The sequence below is a fragment of the Victivallis vadensis genome (assembly GCF_003096415.1).
In the GTDB taxonomy this organism is placed as follows: domain Bacteria; phylum Verrucomicrobiota; class Lentisphaeria; order Victivallales; family Victivallaceae; genus Victivallis; species Victivallis vadensis.
In genome coordinates this window covers 1-22,581 of sequence record NZ_QEKH01000028.1, presented here as the reverse complement: position 1 = coordinate 22,581, position 22,581 = coordinate 1, and the positions used below count along the sequence as shown (strand labels likewise).

Annotated in this window: 20 protein-coding genes; 5 read left to right on the top strand and 15 right to left on the bottom strand. The window is 59.3% G+C overall.

Features of this window, described 5'->3' with window-relative positions; all coding sequences use genetic code 11:
- Nucleotides 1-2: 2 nt before the first annotated feature.
- From C8D82_RS15390 to C8D82_RS15345, 10 genes are all read right to left on the bottom strand, one after another.
- Nucleotides 3-773 (bottom strand): glycosyltransferase family 2 protein, encoded by a 771-nt coding sequence (locus C8D82_RS15390; RefSeq protein ID WP_116885176.1) that lies wholly within the window; start codon nt 771-773, stop codon nt 3-5.
- A gap of 28 nt (nt 774-801) precedes the next feature.
- Nucleotides 802-1,605 carry a pyrroline-5-carboxylate reductase gene (proC, locus tag C8D82_RS15385; RefSeq protein WP_116885175.1) on the bottom strand — a complete coding sequence of 268 codons (804 nt, stop codon included), beginning with the start codon at nt 1,603-1,605 and terminating at the stop codon, nt 802-804.
- Between the two features lie 11 nt (nt 1,606-1,616).
- The gene (locus C8D82_RS15380; RefSeq protein ID WP_116885174.1) at nt 1,617-2,450 is read right to left on the bottom strand and encodes an undecaprenyl-diphosphate phosphatase; all 834 of its coding nucleotides are present in this window, start codon (nt 2,448-2,450) and stop codon (nt 1,617-1,619) included.
- Between the two features lie 9 nt (nt 2,451-2,459).
- Nucleotides 2,460-2,675, bottom strand: coding sequence for a hypothetical protein (locus tag C8D82_RS15375; protein WP_133245231.1), 216 nt, complete (start codon nt 2,673-2,675; stop codon nt 2,460-2,462).
- On the bottom strand, nt 2,672-3,655 hold the full coding sequence (locus C8D82_RS15370) for a helix-turn-helix domain-containing protein (protein WP_116885172.1): 984 nt from the start codon (nt 3,653-3,655) through the stop codon (nt 2,672-2,674). Before C8D82_RS15370 ends, C8D82_RS15375 begins: the two co-directional genes overlap by 4 nt.
- 129 nt (nt 3,656-3,784) lie before the next feature.
- Nucleotides 3,785-4,759 carry an RluA family pseudouridine synthase gene (locus tag C8D82_RS15365; RefSeq protein ID WP_116885171.1) on the bottom strand — a complete coding sequence of 325 codons (975 nt, stop codon included), beginning with the start codon at nt 4,757-4,759 and terminating at the stop codon, nt 3,785-3,787.
- Nucleotides 4,725-5,510 carry a prolipoprotein diacylglyceryl transferase gene (lgt, locus tag C8D82_RS15360; protein ID WP_116885170.1) on the bottom strand — a complete coding sequence of 262 codons (786 nt, stop codon included), beginning with the start codon at nt 5,508-5,510 and terminating at the stop codon, nt 4,725-4,727. Before lgt ends, C8D82_RS15365 begins: the two co-directional genes overlap by 35 nt.
- Nucleotides 5,511-6,476 carry a DUF368 domain-containing protein gene (locus tag C8D82_RS15355; RefSeq protein WP_207776150.1) on the bottom strand — a complete coding sequence of 322 codons (966 nt, stop codon included), beginning with the start codon at nt 6,474-6,476 and terminating at the stop codon, nt 5,511-5,513.
- 156 nt (nt 6,477-6,632) lie between these two features.
- Nucleotides 6,633-7,025: a helix-turn-helix domain-containing protein gene (locus tag C8D82_RS21305; RefSeq protein WP_165833116.1), complete on the bottom strand. Its 393-nt coding sequence runs from the start codon at nt 7,023-7,025 to the stop codon at nt 6,633-6,635.
- A gap of 163 nt (nt 7,026-7,188) precedes the next feature.
- Nucleotides 7,189-8,802, bottom strand: coding sequence for a SpoIIE family protein phosphatase (locus C8D82_RS15345; protein WP_116885168.1), 1,614 nt, complete (start codon nt 8,800-8,802; stop codon nt 7,189-7,191).
- Nucleotides 8,803-9,086: 284 nt separating this feature from the next.
- Between C8D82_RS15345 and C8D82_RS15340 the strand changes: the two genes are divergently transcribed.
- The 4 genes from C8D82_RS15340 to aroC all read left to right on the top strand — a co-directional run bounded on the left by C8D82_RS15340 (nt 9,087) and on the right by aroC (nt 12,841).
- Nucleotides 9,087-9,434, top strand: coding sequence for an STAS domain-containing protein (locus C8D82_RS15340; RefSeq protein WP_165833115.1), 348 nt, complete (start codon nt 9,087-9,089; stop codon nt 9,432-9,434).
- Nucleotides 9,435-10,333: 899 nt separating this feature from the next.
- A complete protein-coding gene (argB, locus tag C8D82_RS15335; RefSeq protein ID WP_116885166.1) occupies nt 10,334-11,221 on the top strand; it encodes an acetylglutamate kinase in 888 nt (295 codons plus the stop codon).
- A 1-nt stretch (nt 11,222) separates the two neighbouring features.
- Nucleotides 11,223-11,789 carry a shikimate kinase gene (locus C8D82_RS15330; protein WP_116885165.1) on the top strand — a complete coding sequence of 189 codons (567 nt, stop codon included), beginning with the start codon at nt 11,223-11,225 and terminating at the stop codon, nt 11,787-11,789.
- Nucleotides 11,786-12,841, top strand: coding sequence for a chorismate synthase (aroC, locus tag C8D82_RS15325; protein WP_116885164.1), 1,056 nt, complete (start codon nt 11,786-11,788; stop codon nt 12,839-12,841). The genes C8D82_RS15330 and aroC overlap by 4 nt, the downstream gene beginning before the upstream one ends.
- Before the next feature lie 170 nt (nt 12,842-13,011).
- Here the strand turns inward: aroC and gshAB are convergent, their stop codons facing one another.
- A complete protein-coding gene (gene gshAB, locus C8D82_RS15320) occupies nt 13,012-15,234 on the bottom strand; it encodes a bifunctional glutamate--cysteine ligase GshA/glutathione synthetase GshB (RefSeq protein WP_116885163.1) in 2,223 nt (740 codons plus the stop codon).
- Between the two features lie 249 nt (nt 15,235-15,483).
- Between gshAB and C8D82_RS15315 the strand changes: the two genes are divergently transcribed.
- Complete coding sequence (locus C8D82_RS15315) at nt 15,484-16,854, top strand: cation:dicarboxylate symporter family transporter (RefSeq protein ID WP_207776149.1); 1,371 nt, start codon at nt 15,484-15,486, stop codon at nt 16,852-16,854.
- Between the two features lie 88 nt (nt 16,855-16,942).
- Here the strand turns inward: C8D82_RS15315 and mraY are convergent, their stop codons facing one another.
- The 4 genes from mraY to C8D82_RS15295 all read right to left on the bottom strand — a co-directional run bounded on the left by mraY (nt 16,943) and on the right by C8D82_RS15295 (nt 22,483).
- Nucleotides 16,943-18,034, bottom strand: coding sequence for a phospho-N-acetylmuramoyl-pentapeptide-transferase (gene mraY / locus C8D82_RS15310; protein ID WP_116885161.1), 1,092 nt, complete (start codon nt 18,032-18,034; stop codon nt 16,943-16,945).
- A 130-nt stretch (nt 18,035-18,164) separates the two neighbouring features.
- The gene (locus C8D82_RS15305; protein ID WP_116885160.1) at nt 18,165-19,589 is read right to left on the bottom strand and encodes an MATE family efflux transporter; all 1,425 of its coding nucleotides are present in this window, start codon (nt 19,587-19,589) and stop codon (nt 18,165-18,167) included.
- A gap of 174 nt (nt 19,590-19,763) precedes the next feature.
- Complete coding sequence (locus tag C8D82_RS15300) at nt 19,764-21,287, bottom strand: hypothetical protein (RefSeq protein ID WP_116885159.1); 1,524 nt, start codon at nt 21,285-21,287, stop codon at nt 19,764-19,766.
- Nucleotides 21,284-22,483, bottom strand: a complete 1,200-nt coding sequence (locus tag C8D82_RS15295) for a beta-galactosidase trimerization domain-containing protein (RefSeq protein ID WP_116885158.1) — start codon at nt 22,481-22,483, stop codon at nt 21,284-21,286. Before C8D82_RS15295 ends, C8D82_RS15300 begins: the two co-directional genes overlap by 4 nt.
- Nucleotides 22,484-22,581: the final 98 nt, after the last annotated feature.

The window sequence follows — 22,581 nt, the reverse complement described above, 5'->3', positions numbered from 1 at the left end:
GATTACTCCGCCAGTTCCGGGGTCAATACCTCATCCCACGGGCGGACGAAACTTTTTTCGTCGGAATTGAAAACATTGTAATGGATGATATGACACAACGCGGCCACACCGTCCCGCCAGCCGATTTTCTTGCCTTCATCGTAGCGGCGGGGATTGTAGGTGATCGGCACCTCCCAGATGCGCAGCCGCCGGGAACGGGCCAGTTTGGCGGTCAGCTCCACTTCGATGCCGAACCGCTTCGATTCCAGTTTCAGGTTCTGGATCACCTCGCGGCGGAATGCCTTGTAGCAGGTCTCCATGTCGGAGAGGTGGATGTCGGAGAAAAAATTGGAGAGGAACGTCAGGAATTTATTCCCCATTTCATGATGGAAATACCGCACCTGTCCCGGCGTCGCCATAAAACGCGAACCGTAAACCACATCCGCTTTCCCCGCCAGCAACGGAGCGAGCACGGCCGGATAATCGTCCGGGTCGTATTCGAAGTCGGCGTCCTGCACCATCACGAAAGGCTTCGTCGCTTCCTTGAAACCGCGGATCAGCGCCGCCCCCTTGCCCTGATTGATCTCCTGGTTCAGCAGCCGCACCCGCGACTCATCGCGGAAAGCCTGAAGCTTTTCCCATGTCGCATCGCGCGAAGCGTCATTCACGATGATCAGCTCGCCGACTTCGGGGCGTTCCAGCACCCGTTTCACGATCTTCCGGATCGTGTTTTCCTCGTTATAGGCGGGCATGACCACAGTCAGGCAACCGTTGCACTCCGTCGCTGCTCTCATCCTCGTCCCCTCTTTGTTCCGGTCGAAATTACTTTTTGCCCAGCTCCTCGGAGCGTCTGGCGCAGGCGTGCATCGCGTCGATCACCGTCGCGGCGAAGCCGTTGCGGTACATCACTTCCAGAGCGCGCGCCGTGGTTCCGGCCGGACTGGTCACCTGATCCTTCAGCACGGTCGGATGCGTTCCGGTCTTGAGCACCATTTCCGCGGCGCCCAGCACCGTCTGCGCGGCCAGCTGCGTCGCCATATCGCGCGGCAGTCCTTCCGAGACGCCGCCGTCGGCCAGCGCCTGAATAAATTCAAACACGTAAGCCGGGCCGCTGCCGGAAAGCGCCGTCACGGCGTCCATATACTTCTCATCGACCCGGAACGCGATGCCGACTGAAGCGAGAATCCGTTCAGTCAAAGCGATATCTTCTTCGTTGGCCTTCGGTCCGGCGGAGAAACCGGCGGCGCCCCGGCCGACCAGCATCGGCGTATTCGGCATGATCCGCACGATCCGCTCCGAACCGGTCAGTTCCGTGAGCCTGTCGATCGAGACTCCCGCCACGATCGACAGGAAAAGCCGGTTGCCTGCTTCGCTCCGCAACGGTGCGGCCGCGTCGGCGAGCATCTGCGGCTTGACGGCCAGCAGGATCGTTTCCGCTCCGGCCGCCGCCGCTTTACAGTCGGCGGTAACGCAGCGGATGCCGGTCGCATTCTGAAATGCTTCCGCCGCTTTGGGATTCACATCGAAGGCCAGCAGTTCATCCGCCTGGAAAGTACCGGCCTTGACCAGGCCGCCCGCGATCGCGGTCGCCATCTTGCCCGCGCCCAGAAAAAACAGTTTGCTCATGATTTGAAAGGTTATCCTTTGACTGCAACCGCGAGCCGCCACAGAATGACCGCGACTCCCGCAAAATAGAGATAATAGCTGAAATAGGAAAGCTTGCCGCGCTTGATCAGCGTGGTCAGCCACGAAAGCGCGCCGTAGCTCACGGCCGCCGACAGCAGCAGTCCGACTGCCATCTGCGGGATGGAGGCATCCTCGCTGCCCTGCGGCACACCGTGCCGGACCAGCGAGAGCAGTTCCAGAAACGCCGCGCCGCCGATCGCCGGAATCGCGAGCAGGAAGGAAAAGGTGCCGGCGGCTTCACGGTTCACGCCGCTCAGGATGCCTGCGGAAATCGTGGTCCCGGAGCGGGACAGTCCCGGCAGGATCGCGAACATCTGCGAAACGCCGATGATCAGGGTTTCGCGGAGCGTGATCTTCTCCAGCGGAGTCGGCGGCAGTTCTTTTTCTGCAGCCGGGCGCACGATCAGGCCCGGCTTTTCCGACATCCGCAGCAGCGTGGCGGTGATCAAAAAGCAGATGCCGATCAGCAGCGGTTCGCCGAACATCGCTTCGTCCAGTCCCGAAAGCTTCAGGCCCACTCCGGCCAGCCCGGCGGGAATCGTGCCGATGATCACCATCAGCAGCAGGTGGAACCGGTCACGCTTCAGGAAACCGAGCAGCAGTTTGAAGTAGAAAACCAGAATCGCCAGCAGTGAACCGGCATGCAGTACAATTCCCAGCGCAAGGCTGCGGTCCTCGGAAAAACCGAAAAGGGTTCCGAGAATGGCCAGATGGCCGGACGAGCTGATCGGCAAAAATTCCGCGATTCCCTGCACCACGGCAAGGATCACGATATAGATCCACATATTCACGGTTCAATTCTTTTCCTGGTTGCTTTTGGCTTTTTCCAGCCCGGTATCGACATCGGTTTTCACCCGTCCCCACACCGCTTCGACTTCTGTAATGCTCTCGTTGCGCGCTTCGGGAAAGAGCCAGAAATACAGACCCACTCCCGCTCCCGCGACGAGCAATAACACCAAGAGGCAGCCGCCGATCATTCCGCAGCAGCAGCCGACTCCCATTCTGATCATTCCTGCTCTTCCGCTTCCGGCTGGACTTCCGACTTGCGGGGACGGGCCTCCGATTTACCCGGCCGGAGACTGATTTCAAATACCGGCAGCTGCCAGGCGATTTCTTCGCAGAGCTTGCGCGTACCGGCGATCCGGTACTCTTTGCGGCGGCCGTTGCTGCGCTCCTCCTGAAGAGAGTAGCGGCCTGAAACACTGCGGCACAAGTAAGTGCCGCGGCCGGCGGTCTGACTGCGTTCGCCGAGGATCAGGGTGATCGTGCCGGGAATCCCGAGCGTCAGATCCCGCCCGGAAGCATGGATCGCCGCCAGCGTCTCTTCCGGGAACTGTTCGTAGTCGAGCACTTTCAGGGCGTGGCGGTTCGCATAGTCGCCGAAGGGGCCGGTTCCGTCGTATCGATCCAGATCGGTAAGTTGGAGCAGCGGAATCTGCCGCTCGGCATGATAGGGAGCGTGATACTCCATCGCTTCAAGCTCCTCGCCGCCGTCCAGGCCCGCGATCAGGCTCGGATTCAGGCCGCCGACTCCGGCGCTCTGAAGCAGTGCGGCCGGAGAACAGTCGAGAATCGGCGCAATCCGGTTCACCTCATCGAGCGTCGGATACGCTTCAAAGCAGGTTTCAAACACCCGCAGGTGTTCGACCGAAACCCCGGAGAGGTTGGAAAGCTGCTGCAGCGAGAGTCCCCGCTGGCAACGCAGCGCGAACAACGTCTGGTTGAACGGAGAAAGCATGTTCTCCGCTCCGGTACGGATCCGGGAGAGCATGGAGTTGAGTTCAAAGACCTTCGCCCGGTCCAGCGCCAGCATTTCGCAGATCGCGTCGAGCTGCTGCTGGTTCGGCACAATCTTGCCGTGCATCATTTGTGAGACCGCGGAGCCAGTCACCTGAAGCCGGGCCGCCAGATCATTCTGCCTGTAATCGGTGTTCTTAAGACAGTCCTTGAGCAGCTTCCCGAATCTGATTTTCAATGGAGTTACTGACATATCATCACCTTGGAATTTGTGAATTTCGATTTATTTATCGTTAATATACATAATTTTTCCAAGAATCCAAACGTTTTTTTAAGAAAAAACGAAGAACTTTTGCGGTCAGAATTTAGCACGTGAAAAAAATCAGGGAAAATCAGCCGGTTCCCGAAGTGTTTTCACCCCGATCCGTTCTAAAATTCTCCGGATATCTTCCGGCGGCGGAGCCGTGAACTCCATCGGCGTTCCGGTTGCCGGATGCGGAACGCAAAGCTTCCAGGCGTGCAGCAGCTGGCGTTCCACCCCCGCAACCGCCGTTCGCGCGCCGCCGTAAACGGCATCTCCCAGCACCGGAACGCCGAGAGAAGCCAGGTGAACCCGGATCTGGTGGGTCCGGCCGGTCAGGATCCGGACTGCGAGTACGCCTATTTCCACTCCGTCGAGCATACCGGTATATTCCACGCGGTATCTGGTGATCGCCAGTTTGCCGTTGCGCTCCACCACCGCCATCTTCTGCCGGCTCACCGGATGGCGGCCGATCAGGGTGCTCAACTCTCCCGACCGGCGTATCGGCACCCCGCGCGTGATTGCCAGATAGGTCTTGCGCGTCTCCCGCCCCGCGAACGCGGTGGACAGCTTGAACTGCGCATTCGCGGTTTTCGCCACCGCCAGACAGCCGGAAGTATCTTTGTCGAGGCGGTGCACGATTCCGGGACGCGAAGTGGTACAGGCCAGCTGTTCGGCCAGCTGCGGGTAACGCCCCAGCAACGCGTTGACCACGGTTCCGGTCGGATTCCCCGCGGCCGGATGGACCACCACGCCCGCCGGTTTGTCGATCACCAGCATCACGTCGTCTTCATATAGAATCGGAAATTCAAACGGTTCCGCCGCCGGTTCCGGGGATTCCTCTTCGGGCAGTTCCACCGCGATCGACATTCCCGCCCGCACCGGATAGCGCGGCACTTCGAGCGCCACGCCGTCAGCCTTCACCAGCCCGTCCCGGATCAGCCGCTGCAGAAAGGAGCGAGACTCCCCCGGAATCAGCCGGGAAAGGCAGCGGTCGAGCCGGGTGCCGGCGTCGCCGGCTTCAATTTGAAAGGTCAGCGTCTTGCGGTTCATCATGTTTCCGTGCAAAATAAATGGCCAGGCCGATTCCGAGCGGGATGATCACCAGCCCGATCAACTGGGCGGGAGTGAACAGGTCGAACGCTTTGGGGTTGTCGCCGCGGAACAATTCATTCACAAACCGCAGCACTCCGTAAAGGGCGAGGTAGCAGCTCATCGCCACGCCGCGCTTCGTATGGCGCACCAGCTGGAAAAACACTCCCCAGACGACCAGCATTTCAGCCGCCTCGTACAGTTGGACCGGATGAAGCGCCTGCTCCGGATACCGGAGGGCGGCCTCGCTGCCCGGCGGATAGTGGACGCCGATTCCAAGCGCAGTCGGGCGGCCGTAGCAGCAGCCGTTCAGGAAGCAGCCGATCCGTCCGCAGGCGTGTGCGATCGCGATGGCCGGCGTATAGACATCCAATACCCGCACCAGGTCGAGCTTCTGCATCCGGCAGTAGACGATCAGCGCGAGAATCGCCAGGATGAAGCCGCCGTAGAAGACCAGGCCGCCCTGATCGATCCGGACGATCCGCCACAGATGGTCCCGGTATTTGTCGAAAAACTGGACCACATAGAAAATGCGGGCTCCGACAATACCCGCGATCATCGCCACGAACAGACTGGTGGAGGCCTGATCGGAACTCATCTTCGCGTATTTGCGGTTTACGCCGATCATCAGGCAGCCGAGCAGGAAGCCGACTGCCGCCATCAGGCCGTAGCTGCGGATTGTGACCGAACCGAACTGCAGAAGAATCGGGTGCATTTAAACCGTCTCCTCCGCATCGGCCGTTCCGGTCCGTTCCCGCGCCTCGAGGCGTTTGGCGGCATATTCGATTGCCAGCACCAGCACGAAGCCGAGCACGCCGAGCGCCACGGCTCCGGCGACACCGGAGTCGAACCGGGCCGGCAGCACATTTTCCAGCCCGTCCGGTCCCTTCCAGGGCCAGACCTTGCGGAGCGAGCCGGCCATGAAGCCGATCAGCACCGCGACGGTCAGGTCGTGGTATTTCCGGAAGAGCCAGCCCAGCAACCGCACGAACGAACCGATTCCGACTACAATGCCGACCATGAAAAACGCCAGAATCAGCAGGTTCTGGCCGACATCCGTTCCGCTCTTGAGGTTATGCACTGCTCCGAGCACCGTCTCATACTTGCCCATCAGCACCAGGATGAACGAACCGGAAATCCCGGGCAGAATCATCGCGCAGATCGCGATCGCTCCGCATACCGCGATATACCACAGACCGGCCGGCGGATGCCGGGTCAGCGGCAGCCCGACGATGATCCAGGCGGCCGCCGCGCCGGCCAGCGCGCCGATGATCCGGTCGAACGACCACTTCGACACCCGGTGGAATACCGCGAAGATCGAAGCGAGCACCAGTCCGAAGAAAAACGACCAGATCAGCGCCGGTTTATGATCCAGCATCCACTTGATTTTCGAGGAAAGCAGCACGATCGCGGTCAGGATTCCCAGCCCCAGCGACAGCAGGAACGGCCACGGCAATGTCCGATACGCTTTTTTGACCTGGAAGCGGAAGGCCATTTTAAAGGCATCCGGAGAGAGGAACGCCCGGATCGAATCGATCAGCTCCTGATAGATGCCGAGGATGAACGCCATTGTTCCGCCCGACACGCCCGGGACCACATCCGCCGACCCCATGATGAACCCCGACAGGAAGATGCGCCCGTATTCCCGGATCACCCGCTTTTTCCGTTCTATTTCCGCCATCTGAAAATTCCGTTCTGCTTTTTAAACTCAAACCATTGATGACAAATATACAGCAGAAAACACACAAATGCAAAGTCTTCCCGTAATTTTCCGGCGGAGGAATAAAAAAATCCGGCCGGATGGCCGGATGGAATTGCAGATGCAAACACAGGCGTATTACAAGGCGCTGATCAGAAGCTCGTTGATATTGGAGAGCGCCTTCTTCTGGGATTCGATGCTGAGCATCCGGAAGTCGCTGAGCAGTTTCTTTTCAAGCTGGTTCTTTGCGGTGAATTCGAGATCCGCGATTTCATAGAAAAAACCGGTTTTGTCTTCGACAAAGCAGCTGATCAGCATCCGCTGCTGCGCGATCGGCACCTGGCGCGAATTCAGATGCACCAGAATCGCATCCATCTGTTCGCGGCTGGGCAGACTCTTGCCGCTCAGCAGCTTGGAAATATACTGGCTGGTAACTCCGATCGCATTGGCAAGCGCCACATTCTTGATTTCGAACTGGGCAAGAATATTCTTGAGAGCGCTGGGAAACTTCTTTTCGGATTTTGTGACCATGACCTGACCCCTCGTTAAGATACCTGTTTTGGATAACTGCTCATTCCGTCTCCCCCGATTGCCTGCCGAGTTACACGGTAAACCATTCTGATAATAATATAGGTGCTTTCCCCGTTCGTTGCAAACCTGAAAAGCAACTTTTTCGGAATTACGCAGTAAACTTTTATCTGCGAATGATGAAAACAGTTTCGTTGAGGCCGCGATAATGTTTGCGCCGGATGGATTCGGCGATGCTGGTGATGATCGCCAGTCCGCGCCCGGAGGTGGCGCGGTTGGCATTGAGTTCCTCCAGCTGCTGCCTGGCGGTATGGACGTTGAAGGCCGGGACATCTTCCCACTCCCGGCCGCGATCCATTGCGGAGATCACGATTTTCTCCTCCTGAACTTCCAGCCGGACCGCAATCACGGCCTTGCCGCGTTTGGCGTTGACGAGGCCGTGCAGCACCACATTGTTCAGAAACTCGCTGAGCAGAAGTTCGATTCTGGTGCCCAGTTCCTCATCCCCGGTATGGTGCTGCACGAAATTGCAGAATTCCAGCACGCCCGCGCTGATGCTGTTCGTCGTCGGCTGGAGCTGCCGGAAGCAAACGGTCGGAATTGCGCAGTTCTTCTGCAGCGCCATGATGAAAACGTCATCGGGAGACTCGGAAAAGCCGATCTGGTCGATCACGCTGCGCAGCCGGAAGGGGATTGAAACCACGTTGGATTCCGCCGCCAAGGCGCCGAGCAGTTCGCGGAAATTCTTCTCCTCAATCACCTCTTCCGGGGCATTGGGTTTGCTGAGGTCGAGCAATCCGTCGGTATAGCTGATGAAAATCGAGTCGTCCTCGAAGTCGAAGTCGATGTTGTCCTCCTCCTTATAAGGAAGGTCCCGGGACCAGCCGATCGGAATGCTGCCGCGCCCGTCCGCGGAAATCTCCCGCGCTTCGCCGCGGGAGGGCGAGCAGCAGATCAGGCCGGGATGCCCCGCATTGTGAAAGGTCAGGTGATTCCGGCGGAAATCGAAAAGCGCCACCATGCAGGTCATATAGCTTTCACCGTTCAGGTCGTTGCGGACGAATTCATTGATCCGGTTCATCACCTGATGCACCTGCAACTCCTCGGGCGCGATTTCGGCGAGCAGCATTTTCAGGAAAGCCTGCAGCGCCATCATGTAGAGCGCGGCCTGCACGCCGTGGCCGGCGATATCTCCGAGCACTACCAGATGCCGTCCGTCGGCAATCCGGTAAAATTCGAAGATGTCCCCGGATACCTTGAAGTTCGGCTCATAGAGAAAGGAACTGATCAGCTGGTCGTTGATCTGGCACCAGTTCGGCAGCACCAGCCGCTGCACTTCGCCCGCCAGCGCCAGGTCGGATTCGATTTTCTGCAGAAAGCCGTTGGCGGCGGCGCTTTCGCGGTAGGTCTGAACCGCTTGCTCGATCTTTTCGATCAGGGTCTTTTTATTGAAGGATTTGTTCAGATAATAGGAGTACTGGTCGGCGGTGATCCGGTTGACCAGCGTGCTGTTGATGTCATCCAGCAGCGAAGTCAGGAAAATAATCGGAATCTTCTTGTTGCGCGACCGGATCAGCTGACGCACCTCGAAGCCGTCGATGCCGTCCATCAGAATATCCAGCAAAATCACATCGAAATCCGCTTTTTTGAACTCGCTGAACGCTTTCAGGGCATCGTTGCACGTCACCAGGTCGCAGGATTCGCTCTGCAAACAGGACTCCAGCAGCAGCAGATTGAATTTCTCATCATCCACTGCGAGAATTTTATATCGGTTTTCCATTTCCGTTGTTTTCCGGCACTGTATTCTGAACTGCCAAACTGAATTATTTGTGATAATATAGAACTGCCAATGTCATTAATCAACTATCAAGTTTAAAAATGGCGTAAAAAAATAAAGAATTGCAGATATTATAGAAAAAAAGAGGAAAAAATCTTTTTTAAGATCGGAAAACAGTTGTAAAAAGTGAATACCAGACTATCTTAATAATATTGTAAGATTGTGCCGAGGGGGATCATGATTCCGTTCCATACCCGGGACGAGTAAGAAAGATGGAGAGGGTGTTTATGGATATTCGTGAGGAGAAGATCGGTTCGTCGGTCAAAGTGATGATTATCGGGCGATTGACGGCGGATTGTGCGGATCAATTCAAACAATATATGCAGGAGGCCTTGGCGCGCGGTCGTCGTTTCGTGCTGGATCTGTCCGAGATGGAATATGTGGACAGTACCGGGCTGGGGGCGATGGTTTTCGTTCTGCAACGTATTTCCGAGGCCGGCGGTGAACTCAAGATCGCCAGCCTTCAGGCCAAGCCGCGCGTCGTGTTCGATATCACCAAAGCCTACAAGATTTTCGATATCTATCCGGATGTCGAAAAGGCGCTCGCCGCTCTTGAGCCGCCGCAACAGGCCTGAATTCAGCACGAAGCCGATCAATGCCGCCTCTTACCCGGAGGCGGTATTTTTTGCGGCAAGGCGCCGCTGCAAATACGCCCGCCAATGCCCCTCCGGGGGGCGTGCGGGCAACCAGTACAGGCAAAGCATCGGGCGGTCTGCATTACCACTTACGCGGCGCACAATAAGCGCGGTCAGCGCCGCGAACGAATGTGAGGGAATTACTTGCGGCAGCAAGTAACGAGGAACGATAGTGACGAAGCCGAACGTAGTGAGCGAAGCCCCTCCGGCGTAGTGAGCGCAGCGAACGTTGAGGAGTTGGCCGCCGCAGGCGGACAAGTAAGCGGCGAAGCCGCGCCCGCGAGCGGAAGTGCTCCGCAACCGGACCGGCCTCTGCCACCGGCGAGGGGGGCCGGGGGACGTGCGCGACGTCCCCCGGAGCCATCCGCAGGCCGTCAATCCCGTGCTCACTACCCTCCGGGCAGCCTGCCTGTGCTTGCGTTCAAAAGTTGTTACCCTCCGGGCAACCCCGCTTATTCTTGCGGCAATGACGAGCCAACCATAAAACTCATGTGCGATTGGAAAGCGGAGATGAATCTCCGCACTCCAAGGTTGCCGATCGGCATTACGGATATTGGGCCTACGGACTTCCACGGACTGGCACGGAAGGCACGGAAGCTCCAAAGTTGCCGATCGGCCTTTCCGGGCAGCTTGTTGCAATGGTAAACGGAACGGTAAAACTCACACGCGACTGGAAAGCGGAGCTGAAGCCGGCTCTGCCGCCCCTTCGGGGACCGCACTCCAAAGCTGCTTTGCATCGGGTGATTTTTCACAATCATTTCGGCGGGAGCAGTTGAAAAAACAGGCAAACGGCGGCATGTTATAGCAGGTACATTGATTTTTTTACAGAGGACAGTGACATGCAGGATCTTATCAAAAAGGCGAATGTGCTGGTCGAAGCACTGCCGTATATTCAGAAATTCCGTAATTCGGTGATGGTGATCAAGTTCGGCGGCAGTTCGATGGAGGACCCGGAACTGGTCAGGAGCACGATGCGCGACGTGGTGCTTCTGGAAGCGACCGGCATCAAGCCGGTGGTGGTGCACGGCGGCGGCAAGGCGATTTCAGCGGAATTGCGCAAGCAGGATATTCCGGTCAGGTTCGTGAACGGCCTGCGTTTTACCTGTGACCGCACCATCAGGGTGGTGGACGATGTGCTGCACAATCAGGTCAACCGCGAACTGGTCGAACTGGCCAATGCGGCGGGCGGCAATGCGGTCGGGGTTTCCGGCAAGCAGGTGCTGAAGGCGCAGCGGACGCAATCGGTCGACCCGGTGACCGGAGAAGCGCAGGATATCGGCTTCGTCGGTGAAATCGTCGGCGTGAACGGGGCGAAGATCCTGGAAGAGGTCGAAGCGGGGCGGATTCCGATCGTGACGCCGCTGGGCCTCGGACTGGACGGCCAGGTCTATAACATTAACGCCGATGTGGCCGCGTGCAAGGTGGCCGAGGCGATTCATGCGCGCAAGCTGGTATTCCTGAGCGACGTGCCGGGCATTCTGTCGGACCGGGAAAATGAAGCTTCGGTGATTCCGACCATCTGCACCGATGAGATCGGCGGCCTGATTCGCGACGGCATTATTTCCGGCGGCATGCTGCCGAAGATCAAAAGCTGCGTCGAGGCGCTGAATTCCGGCATCAACAAGGTGCAGTTGATCGACGGGCGCGTGATGCACACGCTGCTGCTGGAAATCTTTACCGACCGGGGCGTCGGCACCCAGATCGTCCGCCCGGACTCCGTGATGTGATATGGCGGAACGACTGACGCGGCCGCTGCTTTTTTTCGGCATCAAGCACTGCGGCAAAAGTACGCTCGGGCGACTGACGGCCGAACACTTCGGAGTGAAATTCGTCGATACCGACCTTGAGCTGGAGAGCCGGTTCCAGATGCTGAACGGCTGCCCGCTGCCGACCCGCGATATTTTCCGGGAACTGGGCGAGGAGGGGTTCCGCCGGTTCGAGGCGGAGACGGTCGAGGCGCTTGCCGCGCAGCAGGCCGGCCCCCGGGTGGTCGCGCTGGGCGGAGGCGTTCCGGCCAATCCTTTTGTGGAGCCGGAGGTTTTGAAAAAAATGGGCTTCGGCGTATATCTGGCGATCCGGCCGGAAATTGCGTTCGAGCGGGTCAGGCGCCGGGGGCTGCCGCCGTTTCTCGCCTCGTTTGCCGATCCCTATGCCGAATTTCTGCGGATGAACCGGCAGCGGGAAGCGGCATACCGAAGCTATGCCGACCTGACGTTCCCGATCGAGCGGGAGGAGGCGGCCTCCGCCGTTGCCGAAAAACTGATTCAGATTATTCTTACGGAGTTGAAACCATGAGCGGAAATACGTTTGGCGAACTGTTCAGAGTGACCACGTTCGGGGAGTCCCACGGTCCCGGACTGGGAGTGATCATCGATGGGGTGCCGGCAGGGGTGAAGATCGATGAGGCGTTGATCCAGCGCGACCTCGACCGGCGGCGACCCGGACAATCCAAAGTCAGCACGATGCGCAAGGAACCGGACCGGGTCGAAATTCTCTCCGGCGTGTTTGAAGGCGTTTCCACCGGAACCAGTCTCGCGATGGTGATCCGCAATACGGATCAGCGCAGCCAGGATTACGGCCGGCTTGCGGAGCTGTTCCGCCCCGGCCACGCCGACCTCGGTTTCTTCAAAAAGTACGGAGTACGCGATTATCGCGGCGGCGGTCGTTCCTCGGGGCGCGAAACCTCGATGCGGGTCGCGGCGGGAGCGGTTGCGAAGATGGTGCTCGCGACGATGGGAGTTTCGGTGCGGGCCTGTTCGATGATGATCGGCGGCGTCTACGCCGAAACCGTCGACTGGTCCGTCGTCGAAGAGAATATCGTGCGTTCGCCTGATCTCGCCGCGGCGGAAAAGATGGTCGCGGCAATCCGCGCCGCACAGGCCGACCGCGACAGCGTCGGCGGCATCATCTGCTGCGAAGCCCACGGCGTTCCCGCCGGATGGGGAGAGCCGGTGTTCGACAAACTCGATGCGCTGCTGGCGCACGCGATCCTTTCCATCGGCGGCATCAAGGGAATCGAAATCGGCGCCGGTTTCGAGGCTCCGAAAAAACGCGGCAGCGAAAACAATGATTCGATTCTGCCGTCCGGTTTCGCGTCGAACCATGCCGGCGGCATTCTGGGCGGCATCTCCAACGGCGACGTAATCACCTTCCGCGCCGCGATGAAACCGACTTCGTCCATCGCAAAGAAGCAGCATACGATCGATAAAGAAGGCAACGCAACCGAGATCGAGGTTCTGGGACGCCATGACCCCTGTCTGGTGCCGCGCGCCGTTCCGGTCGTCGAAGCGATGACCGCGCTGGTTCTCGCGGACCTCGCCCTGCGCAATCGCGCCGCCCGCATCTGATGCACGATAATCCGGGATTTCGCCTTCGGCGGGCAGACCCGCCTGCCTTTAAAACGGCAGGCTTTTCCGCGTGACTGCGCTTTGCATTCATAAACGGGATACGAAAAGTCTGTCGGTAAATTCCGCATTGGCGCGTTGCAGTCGGAAATACGATTGGGATATGGCCTTTTCTATAGTTTTCGGTCGAGCAATCCCAGCGCAATCAGAATCTGCCGGGCGGCCGGACGCGGTTTCCCTTCCGCCGGAAATTCATGAATCAGCAAAGCCGGATTGAAGTTGGCTTCGATCACCGCGCAGGCGGAAGCGGAAGTGAGCGGTTCCGCAATGATGATGTCGACTCCGCAGACTACGGCGTTGAAGGCCGCGGCGGCCTGTTCCGCAATCCTTTTGAAACGCTCCGGCATGATGTCGGTGGCGTCGCAGGCCTCGCCTCCGGCGCTGATGTTGGAAATGCGCCGCAGCTGAACGTCCTGTCCCGCCGGTATCACGCTGTCAAGGTCCAATTTCTGCAGCGCCAGATATTGTTTCATCGCCTCGTCCGCCACGATCGTGACCAGCGGACGGTGGTGTCCCGGCGCGCGCCACGGATTGCGGTTCGCCTGTTCGATCAGTGCGCGTATCGTCGAGACGCCGTCGCCGACGACGTGGCACGCGCGGCGGTGAGTGACGGCGAACGTCCTGCCCGCAATGACCAGAAAACGGAATTCCCGGCCCGGGCAGTACTCTTCGATCAGGATATGGCGGTCGAATCGGCCCGCCAGCCTGACCGCTTCCAGAAGCTGTTTTTCGGTCGCCGGATTTTCAAATACGGATATGCCGATGCCGTAATTGGTCGATACGGGTTTGACGACGGCGGTTTTGCCGACAAAGGGGCGGATGGCTTCCGCCGCGTTGCCGGAGTCCGGCTGAAATTCGATTCCGGCGGGCGTTTGCAGGCCGTGTTCACGCAGAAGCTGTTTGCTGACGACCTTGTTTCCCATCAGCAGGGGCGTCACATAGGTGTCGAGGGAGGTCTTGGTTCCCTGGACCACATAGTCGCACCGCGTCCCTTTCCGGAGCCGGAGGATGTTGTCCGCCCGGCTGATCACCTCGAATGAAATCCCCCCTTTGATCGCTTCGCGGATGATGCACTGGGTGGAAAGTTCGAGGTCGTCGAAGCCCGGCAGCCGCCACGCTTCGGCCAGCGCCTGATCCCGGTAGGATTCAGCCAGCCGGAGCCATTCGGGAGAACGCTCCCCGGTTTCCCGGATTCGCCGGGCATAGGAGAGTTGCGGATGGTGCAGCCGCTTGCCGGCCTGTTCAAGTACGTCCGGAAGCTCAACGGATATGTTTCGGGCCGTTTCCGCGAGCCGCTCCAGCAGCTTTCCCGCCTTACGGCTCTGATCGGGGGAAAAGCCGTATTCGGCGACCGCGTCGGCATCGTCGGCAAATTTCTCCAGCTCCGTTTCATCGGTCAGGAGAGAGTGGAAGAACAGCAGCCGGAGAAATTCCATATCGACCGGCGAAATCCCGCATTTTTCAAACGGGTTGAGGTCCGGAATGCGCAGCTCCAGCCGGTCGATTTCCGGCGCATCGTCCGTTGCGGCCCCGGCGAAACGCAGCCGGATCGGAGTGTACAGTTCGTGTTCCGTGGCGATCAGCCCCGCTTTCAGGCAGCGGTCCACGCTCTCCCGGTAAGCCCGGACTGACGAATAGTCCAGCCGGGCGGAGCTGAGGGTGCGGTAACCGGCCGGAGAGTTGCGGATCGACACCTGAATTTCCCTGTCCCCGGCGGAAGCGGGAGATGCTCCGAGCAGGCCGACCGCAAACCACAGCATCCGGTACAGATTGCGGATGGTTTTCAGATAGCAGCCCTCCCGGACCGCCTGAAGTTCCCCGTCGCCCGCGATCCGGCGCAGCAGCCCGTCATCGAAGGAAAAATTGTAGTGAATCCCGGAGAGCAGCAGCATCTCGACCGGATATTTCTCCCTGAGTTTCCGCCGCCTGAGATTTTCGGCGGCATTTTCAAACCGGGCGCAGGCGATCCGGTCGGGTTCCGGCAGGAGGCACGGCGTGGAAAGCGGCCACAGCAATTCATGCCGGGCGGCCAACTCCCGCAGCGCGATGTCGGTCAGCGTTTCCAGAAAGCGGTGGCAGGCCAGCGGCGATTCACACGGCGGGGTTTTCAACTCGATCTGGCTCTCCGCCCAGTCCGCGGTGAAAAACGGGTTGTCGTCCTTTCTGCCCAGCGTTTCCGGGTGGGCGGTTTCGGCCAGCTCGCCGGAGGCGGTACAGCGCAGGCTTTCGCGTTCAACTCCGATTCTGCAATTGGCGCGGCCGCGCAACGCTTCGCCCGCCGCGCGGATGATCGATTTCCCATTCAGCTTTTCTGCAATTTCCGTATGGTTCTTCATGGTTTCCTCCTCCTGAAACTTGATGAAGTCAAAATAAATGCTCCTCCCTTATAGCATACAGCAAAAACGCAACAGGTCAAACCGGGCGGCGGATTTCCCCTCGGAAATTTCCCGCGCGGCGGCAAAACTTCCGCTCAAATCGGGCGGATCGCTTGCAATTTATCAATGGAAAGTTATAATTAATCACAGGAGTCCGGCGCCCCGGTCCGGAACGGCGCCTGTTTTTTTAATGAAGAAGGCGGTTGCATTGTGATTATATTGAATGTCTGTATTTTTCTGTCGGGTGTTGTCGGCCTTTTTATTCTGCAGAGGAAAAAGGTCTCCTTCAATATTCTGGTTTTGTCGGCTCTGGCCGGTGCAGTCGGTTTCGGGGTGTTCCTGAATTTGTTCGACGGCGAAACCGCCGCTCGGAGCCTGAGGTGGATCGGAATCGTCGGCAGCATCTATGTCCGTCTGCTGAAAATGATGGTCGTTCCGCTGATCTTCGTGTCGATCGTCTGCGCGATCATCAACCAGAAATCGGGCCGGCAGATGGGCAGAATAGCCGCGTGGTCGCTGGTGTTCCTGCTGGGAACCGCCGCAATCGCGGCGACCGTCGGCGGATTGACCGCCATGAGTTTCCACCTCACCGCGGAGGGGATTGCCATCGGAGAATCCGAAGCCCACACCACGCACTCGCTGCAGGATCAGGCAGGCAATATGGGGCTGCTGGAGGACACCATCGTCGGAATCATTCCGGAAAACCCCTTTTATGCGATGACGGGACAGGGCCCGAACGCGACGCTTTCCGTCGTGCTGATCGCCTGCCTGGTCGGAGTCGGGATCATCGGCGTACGCACCTACGAGCCGGAACAGGCCGAGCTGTTCACCGGATGGATCAACGCGCTGAATACCCTCGTGGTGGAAATCGTAATGATGATCATCATGCTCACGCCGTACGGCATTTTCTCATTGATGACCAGCACGATTGCCGGAGGGGATTTTGCCGGCATCCTGAAATTGATGAAATTCGTAATTGCGTCTTACTCGGCGATCTTCCTGATGTTCCTGATTCACGCGCTGATTCTGACAATGTTGCGGCTGAATCCGTTGACCTACTGTAAAAAGGCGCTGGCGACGCTGAGCTTCGCCTTCACCTCCAGAACCAGCGCGGGAACCCTGCCGCTGACGGTCCGCGCCCTGACCGAGAAAATGGGAGTATCCGGCGGCGTCGCCAATCTGACGGCCTCGCTCGGAGTTTCGATCGGACAGAACGGCTGCGCCGCCATCTACCCGGCAATGCTGGTGGTGATGGTGCTTCCGACGGTGGGGCGTTCGATGACTCCCGGTTTCTTTCTTGTGATGGTGCTGACGATCACCGTGGTTTCGATCGGGATCGCCGGGGTGGGAGGCGGTGCGACCTTCGCCGGAATCATGGTGCTGTCGGCGCTGGGACTGCCGGTGGGAATCGCTGGACTGCTGATCGCGATCGAACCGCTGATCGATATGGGCAGGACGGCGCTGAATGTCAGTGACGGCATGGTTTCGGCGCTCGGCACGGCCAGATTCACCGGCAATTTCAACAAGACGGTTTACGACGACCCGAAGGCCGAGTTTGTGGACAAGGCGGCCCGGCACTGAACCGTACCGGAGAGCCGCCGAAATTTCTCACGATTGCCGGAGCGGTTCGCCGGGCAAGGCCCTCGGCCGCCGGAGGCACTCCGGGAAGTCAGCGCAGTTTGAGCGTGGCGAGGGCCATCAGCGCGAATACTCCGGCGAGAATCCAGAAGCGAACGACAATCTGGGTTTCGGTCCAGCCCTTGCGTTCGAAGTGGTGGTGAATCGGGGCGCAGAGGAAGATGCGTTTCCCGGTGGTCTTGAACGACGCGACCTGAAGCATCACCGAAACCGCTTCCATCACGAAGACTCCGCCGACCAGCACCAGCAGGATCTCCTGCCGCACCAGCACCGCGAGCATGCCGACCGCTCCGCCGAGCGCAAGGCTGCCGGTGTCCCCCATGAACATTGAGGCGGGATGGCAGTTGTGCCACAGGAATCCGATGCAGGCGCCGCAGATCGCGGCCGCGAACACCATCGCCTCCTCGGCGCCGGCGATGAAGGGAATGTTCAGGTGTCCCGCGAAAATCTTGTGTCCCATCAGATAGGCGAAGGCGGCGTAGGTCAGCGTGCAGAAGATTGTGCAGCCGGTCGCGAGTCCGTCCTTGCCGTCGGTCAGGTTCACCGCGTTGGAGGCTCCGACGACCACGATTGCGGCGAAGGGGAGCGTCCAGAATCCGGTGTAGACCGGCTCTTTGAAGAACGGCACCATCAGCTGGCGCATCAGCACGCTGAGCTCCGGAATCCGGCTCAGGTACCAGACCGAAAGTCCCGCGACCAGGAACTGTCCGAGCAGTTTGAGTTTGCCGGGAATGCCGTCGCGCCGCTTGTAGACCACCTTCATGAAATCGTCGTAGAAGCCGATCAGCGAGAATCCGAGCGTGCTCAGGATCAGCACAATCGAAATCGGATCGTCGATCTGGTTCCAGAGAACGCTGCTGACGAGGGTTGCGCCGATCAGCAGCACGCCGCCCATGCAGGGAGTCCGGTCCTTTTCCCGGTCGATGAATTCGGCGGGGACGAGGCCCTCCAGCCGGGTGGCGGCCTGTGCGTTCAGCGCCTTGAGCTTCCGGGCGGTCCAGCCTCCGAGCAGGATGACCAGCAAAAAGGCGGTCAGAGCCGCGCCGCCGGCCCGGAACGTCACATAGTCGAAGAGGCGCAGCGGCCCGAAATGATCGCTGAATTGGGAGAGAAGGTAAAGCATCGCTCGAACAAACTTTCCATATAAAAAATTGGGGTTGACAATACAGGCTTTTACTATATCACCAACGCGGGATTTTTCGACATGCTTCCGGTGAAAAAAGCGATTTTTTCAGGGGGCTGCGACGGGTCTGTCACATCTCCGGTGCGACGGCAGGTCCGCGGGCCGCGGAGTTCCGGCGGCGGAGTGCGTGCGCCTCCTTGTGCCTGAGCTGGCGGAACTCCAGATAGAGCAGGAAGAAGATGAACAGTGCGGCGATGCCGTCGGCGATCGGAGCCGTGGCCCATACTCCGTCGAGCGCGAAAAAGCGCGGCAGGATCAGGATGCTGCCGAGAAAGCAGACTCCGTTGCGGAAGATGGTCAGGAAGATGGTCTTCCGGGGCCGCCCGGTCGCCTGGAAGAAATTCGAGCCGATGCAGAAGATCGGCCACAGCGGAAAGAGCAGGAAGAACACCCGCAGCCCGTGCGCCGCCATCGGCACCACGTCGGGATCGCTGTTGCAGAACCAGCCCACCACCGCCGGAGCGAAGATCATCACCGGTATGTACAGGAAAAGCGTCATGATTTCACTCATCAGAAAGGCACCCTTGAGCGTCTGCGCCACCCGCCGGAACTGTTCGGCGCCGTAGTTGTAGCCGACGATCGGCTGGTAGCCCATCATCACGCCGAAAGTCGGAATCATGATCAGCATGATGATCGTCGAAATGCAGGTCATCGACGCGACCGCCTTGTCGCCGCCGTTCCGGAGCAGCGTGGTGTTGATCAGGGCGTTCAGCACCGAATTGATGCTCTGCAGGATCAGCGGCGACAGGCCGATCGCGCTCATCGCGCACAGATAGTGCCAGTCGATCCGCAAATTGCGCCGGCGCAGCGTCAGGTAGCGGAACGGGCCGACCGAGAAGTGCCAGAACATCAGCAGCGTTGAGAAAACCTTGGAGATGCCGGTCGCCCACGCCGCCCCGGCGATGCCCCAGTTCCACTCCATGATGAAGATGTAGTCCAACACGACGTTGGCGATGCAGCCGACCGCGATGTACCACATGGAGAAGTTCGGGCTGCCTTCGGCGCGGATGATGTTGGTGGTTCCCATCGACAGGAAGTCGGCGGCCATGAACCAGAGCAGGATGCGGAAGTATTCGGCGGCGTAGGGATAGGTCGCCTCGCTTGCGCCGAAGCAGTAGAGCAGCGGTTTCAGGAACAGGAAGCCGAGCAGCGTGGTCAGCGCCCCGCCGACGAGGAAGATCATGATCACGTTGCCGAGGATGCGTTCGGCGGACTCCTTGTCCTTTTCCCCGAGCTTCAGGGAGACCAGCGTGCCGCCGCCGATGCCGAACATCATGCCGACCGCGATGAAGATCATGAAAAGATAAAAGGTGATTCCGACTCCGGCAATCGCGTCGGTGCCGAGTTTCCAGCTGATGAAAAGGCGGTCCACCACATTGTAGACGGTGAACATCAGATTGCTGATCAGCGACGGAATGCTGAAGCGCAGCAGCAGCTTCAGAATCGACTGGGTGCCGAGCTCATGGGTCAGGCGTTCGGAGACGGAAGAGGACATGGGAAAACCGGATTTTTCTGCCTGTTTACGGAATACTGCGTCCGAGGAGTGACACCGCGGCGACAGGCCTGCTGCGGTGGGGATGCGACGGACGCGGCGGAAACGAATGGCCTTTACTATAGCATCAATTCCCGAATGATCAAGATGCTCTTCCCAAATTCCCGTTATTGCAGGCTATTCTCCGACCCGAATATGGATTTCGGCCCATCGCAGGCGGATTTCCGCATCGCTCCGGTTGATGATCTCGATCAGGTTTTCGCCGTCGTGGAGCGTCCCGGCCGGAACGGAAAACGCATTCAGTTCCAGCGGAACCTCCGGCAACGGCAACGGCGCGGGCGGGGGTGCGGGCATGCATACCACGGTGTTCAGCCGGATTTCCGCCGAGCCGGGAAGCGGAACCGCAGTGCCGAGGAGAACGCGGCTTTCGCTGCCTGCCGGAATGCTGCCGCCGTTGAGGCGTACGGAAACACTGCCGTTCGCGGGGATGTTGTCGTCAAAAGCCGCACGCCCCGAAATTCCCTCGACCATGCACTCATGATAAGTCGCGACATGCCGCCGGGATTTCCGGGACAGTGCGCAGGCGGAGCCGAGGAAAGTGTAGAGTTTCCGCTGGCTTTCCCAGTTATTGATGCTGTCACGGTACAGATGGTTGAACAGGTAGATGCCGTCCGCTCCCTGCTGATAGTACGAGGAGGCGAAACCGGTGTCGATTTCCGGGGTGCTCTTCATGCGGACCGGCAGCGAACTGCCGACGTGCTGTTCCAGACAGGGGAGCAGCGCGACACCGTCCGGCAGGAGCCGGCGCCACAGTTTCACCGGCAAGCCGGATTCCGAGGTCTGGAAATAAGGGCTGGGCGTCACCATGTCCGCCAGTCCCTCCCGGCACCAGTTGACCACATCCAGCCCGGCGTAAAGCGCCTCCTCCGGGTGGCTCGGAACCCGGACGTTGATTTTGACCGGATGGCCCCGGCGGCCGGCGGCCTCCCGCGCCAGATGTTTCACGCCGCGCATGAATTCGGTCAGGAGCCCGCAATTCGGTTCAGCGAAGCCGGGCTTGAAATAGAAGGGACTGCGCATCCAGTCCAGTTCGAAGCCGTCCATTTCAAAGCGTTCGAAGTATTCCCGGACCAGTGTGAAATGGTGATCCCATACCGCTTTTTCTCCGTAGTCCAGACACTGGGAGAACCAGAACGAATACTTTTCCTTATAAGCGGCCCTCCGGTATTCCGGATGGTCCCGCCATAATTCCCCGTGCATGATCCGGGTCGGATCGTCCGCGTAATGAACGTCGTTCATCCGCATCGAAATCCACATTTCGACCCCTTTCTTCCGGCAGTAGTCGTACCGGAAGCGGTAAGGGTCTTTCACATTCTGAAACAGGGCTTTGACGTTGCGGCAGAGAGTGGCGAAGTCCTCCGGGGCGCCGCAGCGGGTTTCGAGTTCGCGGCCCTGATAGCGTGCCTTGCCGTCATCGCCTTCTTCCAGTCCTTTCCAGAGCGGCTCGAAGGCGCGGCTGTCGAAGAATGCCCGCATCGCGTTCGGATTGAACAGAATGCCGGTGACGCCGGGAACCGCATAATAATCGATGTGCCGTTTCAGGCCGGCCTCGTCCATCGTCTCCACGATCGGGGAGTGCCACGGCGCTCCCGAACGGTTCGCGAAGAAACACCACGCGTCGTCGTTGATATAAAGGCTCATTTGGTTTCCCTCCGGTATGCGACCACCATCTGATGACAGGAGAAGGCGGGGACTGTGAAGCGAATGGATTCCCCCGTCTGCGAGAATGCAAGCTCCGTTCCGGCCGGTTCGAGGCGGAGCCGGGCCGGACGGAACCCGGTGCGCAGCTCCACCGTGACCGGCGGCGCGGGCGGAAGCTCCTCGATGACTTCGACCTGGTGTTTCCCGCCGCCTTTCAATACTTTGGGCGCGTAGAGCAGGTGAAGGACCGTTCTTTCCCGCTCCGGCTGCCGCATCAGGGTCAACCGGCCTTCGGCGGGCAGTCCCGTGCAGCGGATCTGCCGCCTGCCGCCCAGCAGGACATCGATGGTCTTGAGCAGGAACTCTTTGAGCGCGATCTGCCCGCGTTCCCGGTAGATGGAAAAGACCGGAAAGGCGAGGACCGCCAGATTATCCCGGATCACTCCGCCGCACAGCCCGGTCGGGGCCGGGGAGAACGGCGTGTGCTGGTGAGAGGAAAAATGCCGGTAGGAACGCTGGAAATAGGGATTCAGCACCTTGCCGAGCCAACGCTCCCCGGCAGCGGCCCGCAGCTTTCCCGGCGCGCCGTAAAGGACCAGCGGCGAAGTCAGCCATTCCGGAGCGAACGCCTTGTCCATTTGCAGATAGGCCGGGTTGAACCCGCTGACGCCCTGATATTCGACGCCGGTGTCAAAGGAGTAAGCGTCTTTGTCCGCGGCAAGTCCGGAAGTTCCGGACAGCAGGAGTTTTCCGCCCCGTTCCAGATATCCGGTCAGGCGGCCGGCCAACGCCGCGTCGCACCGGATGTCGTCAGGCAGGATCACAAGGCCGTAGCCGGAAAAATCCATCTCCCGGTCTAGCAGGTCGAAAGGCAGGTGCCCTTCCTGCAGAATCCGGGCGCAGCCGGTCTCCGCCGCCGATTCCGTGCTTTCGCGATGGAATGCGCTGTTGGAGAGTACGGCGATGTCCGCCGCCGATTCCGCCCCGATGCACCACGCTTCTTTCGCTTCGACTTCGGCATACGCCTGTCCGATGGCGCGATAGGTCGATTCATCGAGGCGGGCGTCGGGATGGAGCTGGTCGCCGATGCTGCACCGGGCGCCGTTGGCCAGCATCGCCATGCATTCGTAGCGCAGGGCGTCGGGATGTTTGTAACCGCCGAATTCGCCCCAGGTGGAGTGGAATTTCCCGGTCATGCCCACACCTGTCCTAACAATTTTCAAAATGGCGTAATTTTCTGATTACGCCCCCTCATTTTCATCTATTTCACACCAATTCTCAAAAGTAGCCCCCC

What these genes read in the sequence shown, in the direction of transcription:
- C8D82_RS15355 (WP_207776150.1), bottom strand. Translation starts at nt 6,476, where the DNA reads ATGGCGGAAATAGAACGGAAAAAGCGGGTGATCCGGGAATACGGGCGC.
- C8D82_RS15340 (WP_165833115.1), top strand. Translation starts at nt 9,087, where the DNA reads ATGGATATTCGTGAGGAGAAGATCGGTTCGTCGGTCAAAGTGATGATT.
- mraY (WP_116885161.1), bottom strand. Translation starts at nt 18,034, where the DNA reads ATGCTTTACCTTCTCTCCCAATTCAGCGATCATTTCGGGCCGCTGCGC.
- C8D82_RS15345 (WP_116885168.1), bottom strand. Translation starts at nt 8,802, where the DNA reads ATGGAAAACCGATATAAAATTCTCGCAGTGGATGATGAGAAATTCAAT.
- C8D82_RS15375 (WP_133245231.1), bottom strand. Translation starts at nt 2,675, where the DNA reads ATGATCAGAATGGGAGTCGGCTGCTGCTGCGGAATGATCGGCGGCTGC.
- C8D82_RS15390 (WP_116885176.1), bottom strand. Translation starts at nt 773, where the DNA reads ATGAGAGCAGCGACGGAGTGCAACGGTTGCCTGACTGTGGTCATGCCC.
- C8D82_RS15295 (WP_116885158.1), bottom strand. Translation starts at nt 22,483, where the DNA reads ATGACCGGGAAATTCCACTCCACCTGGGGCGAATTCGGCGGTTACAAA.
- C8D82_RS15380 (WP_116885174.1), bottom strand. Translation starts at nt 2,450, where the DNA reads ATGTGGATCTATATCGTGATCCTTGCCGTGGTGCAGGGAATCGCGGAA.
- C8D82_RS21305 (WP_165833116.1), bottom strand. Translation starts at nt 7,025, where the DNA reads ATGGTCACAAAATCCGAAAAGAAGTTTCCCAGCGCTCTCAAGAATATT.
- argB (WP_116885166.1), top strand. Translation starts at nt 10,334, where the DNA reads ATGCAGGATCTTATCAAAAAGGCGAATGTGCTGGTCGAAGCACTGCCG.
- proC (WP_116885175.1), bottom strand. Translation starts at nt 1,605, where the DNA reads ATGAGCAAACTGTTTTTTCTGGGCGCGGGCAAGATGGCGACCGCGATC.
- C8D82_RS15370 (WP_116885172.1), bottom strand. Translation starts at nt 3,655, where the DNA reads ATGTCAGTAACTCCATTGAAAATCAGATTCGGGAAGCTGCTCAAGGAC.
- C8D82_RS15300 (WP_116885159.1), bottom strand. Translation starts at nt 21,287, where the DNA reads ATGAGCCTTTATATCAACGACGACGCGTGGTGTTTCTTCGCGAACCGT.
- lgt (WP_116885170.1), bottom strand. Translation starts at nt 5,510, where the DNA reads ATGCACCCGATTCTTCTGCAGTTCGGTTCGGTCACAATCCGCAGCTAC.
- C8D82_RS15330 (WP_116885165.1), top strand. Translation starts at nt 11,223, where the DNA reads ATGGCGGAACGACTGACGCGGCCGCTGCTTTTTTTCGGCATCAAGCAC.
- aroC (WP_116885164.1), top strand. Translation starts at nt 11,786, where the DNA reads ATGAGCGGAAATACGTTTGGCGAACTGTTCAGAGTGACCACGTTCGGG.
- C8D82_RS15365 (WP_116885171.1), bottom strand. Translation starts at nt 4,759, where the DNA reads ATGATGAACCGCAAGACGCTGACCTTTCAAATTGAAGCCGGCGACGCC.
- gshAB (WP_116885163.1), bottom strand. Translation starts at nt 15,234, where the DNA reads ATGAAGAACCATACGGAAATTGCAGAAAAGCTGAATGGGAAATCGATC.
- C8D82_RS15305 (WP_116885160.1), bottom strand. Translation starts at nt 19,589, where the DNA reads ATGTCCTCTTCCGTCTCCGAACGCCTGACCCATGAGCTCGGCACCCAG.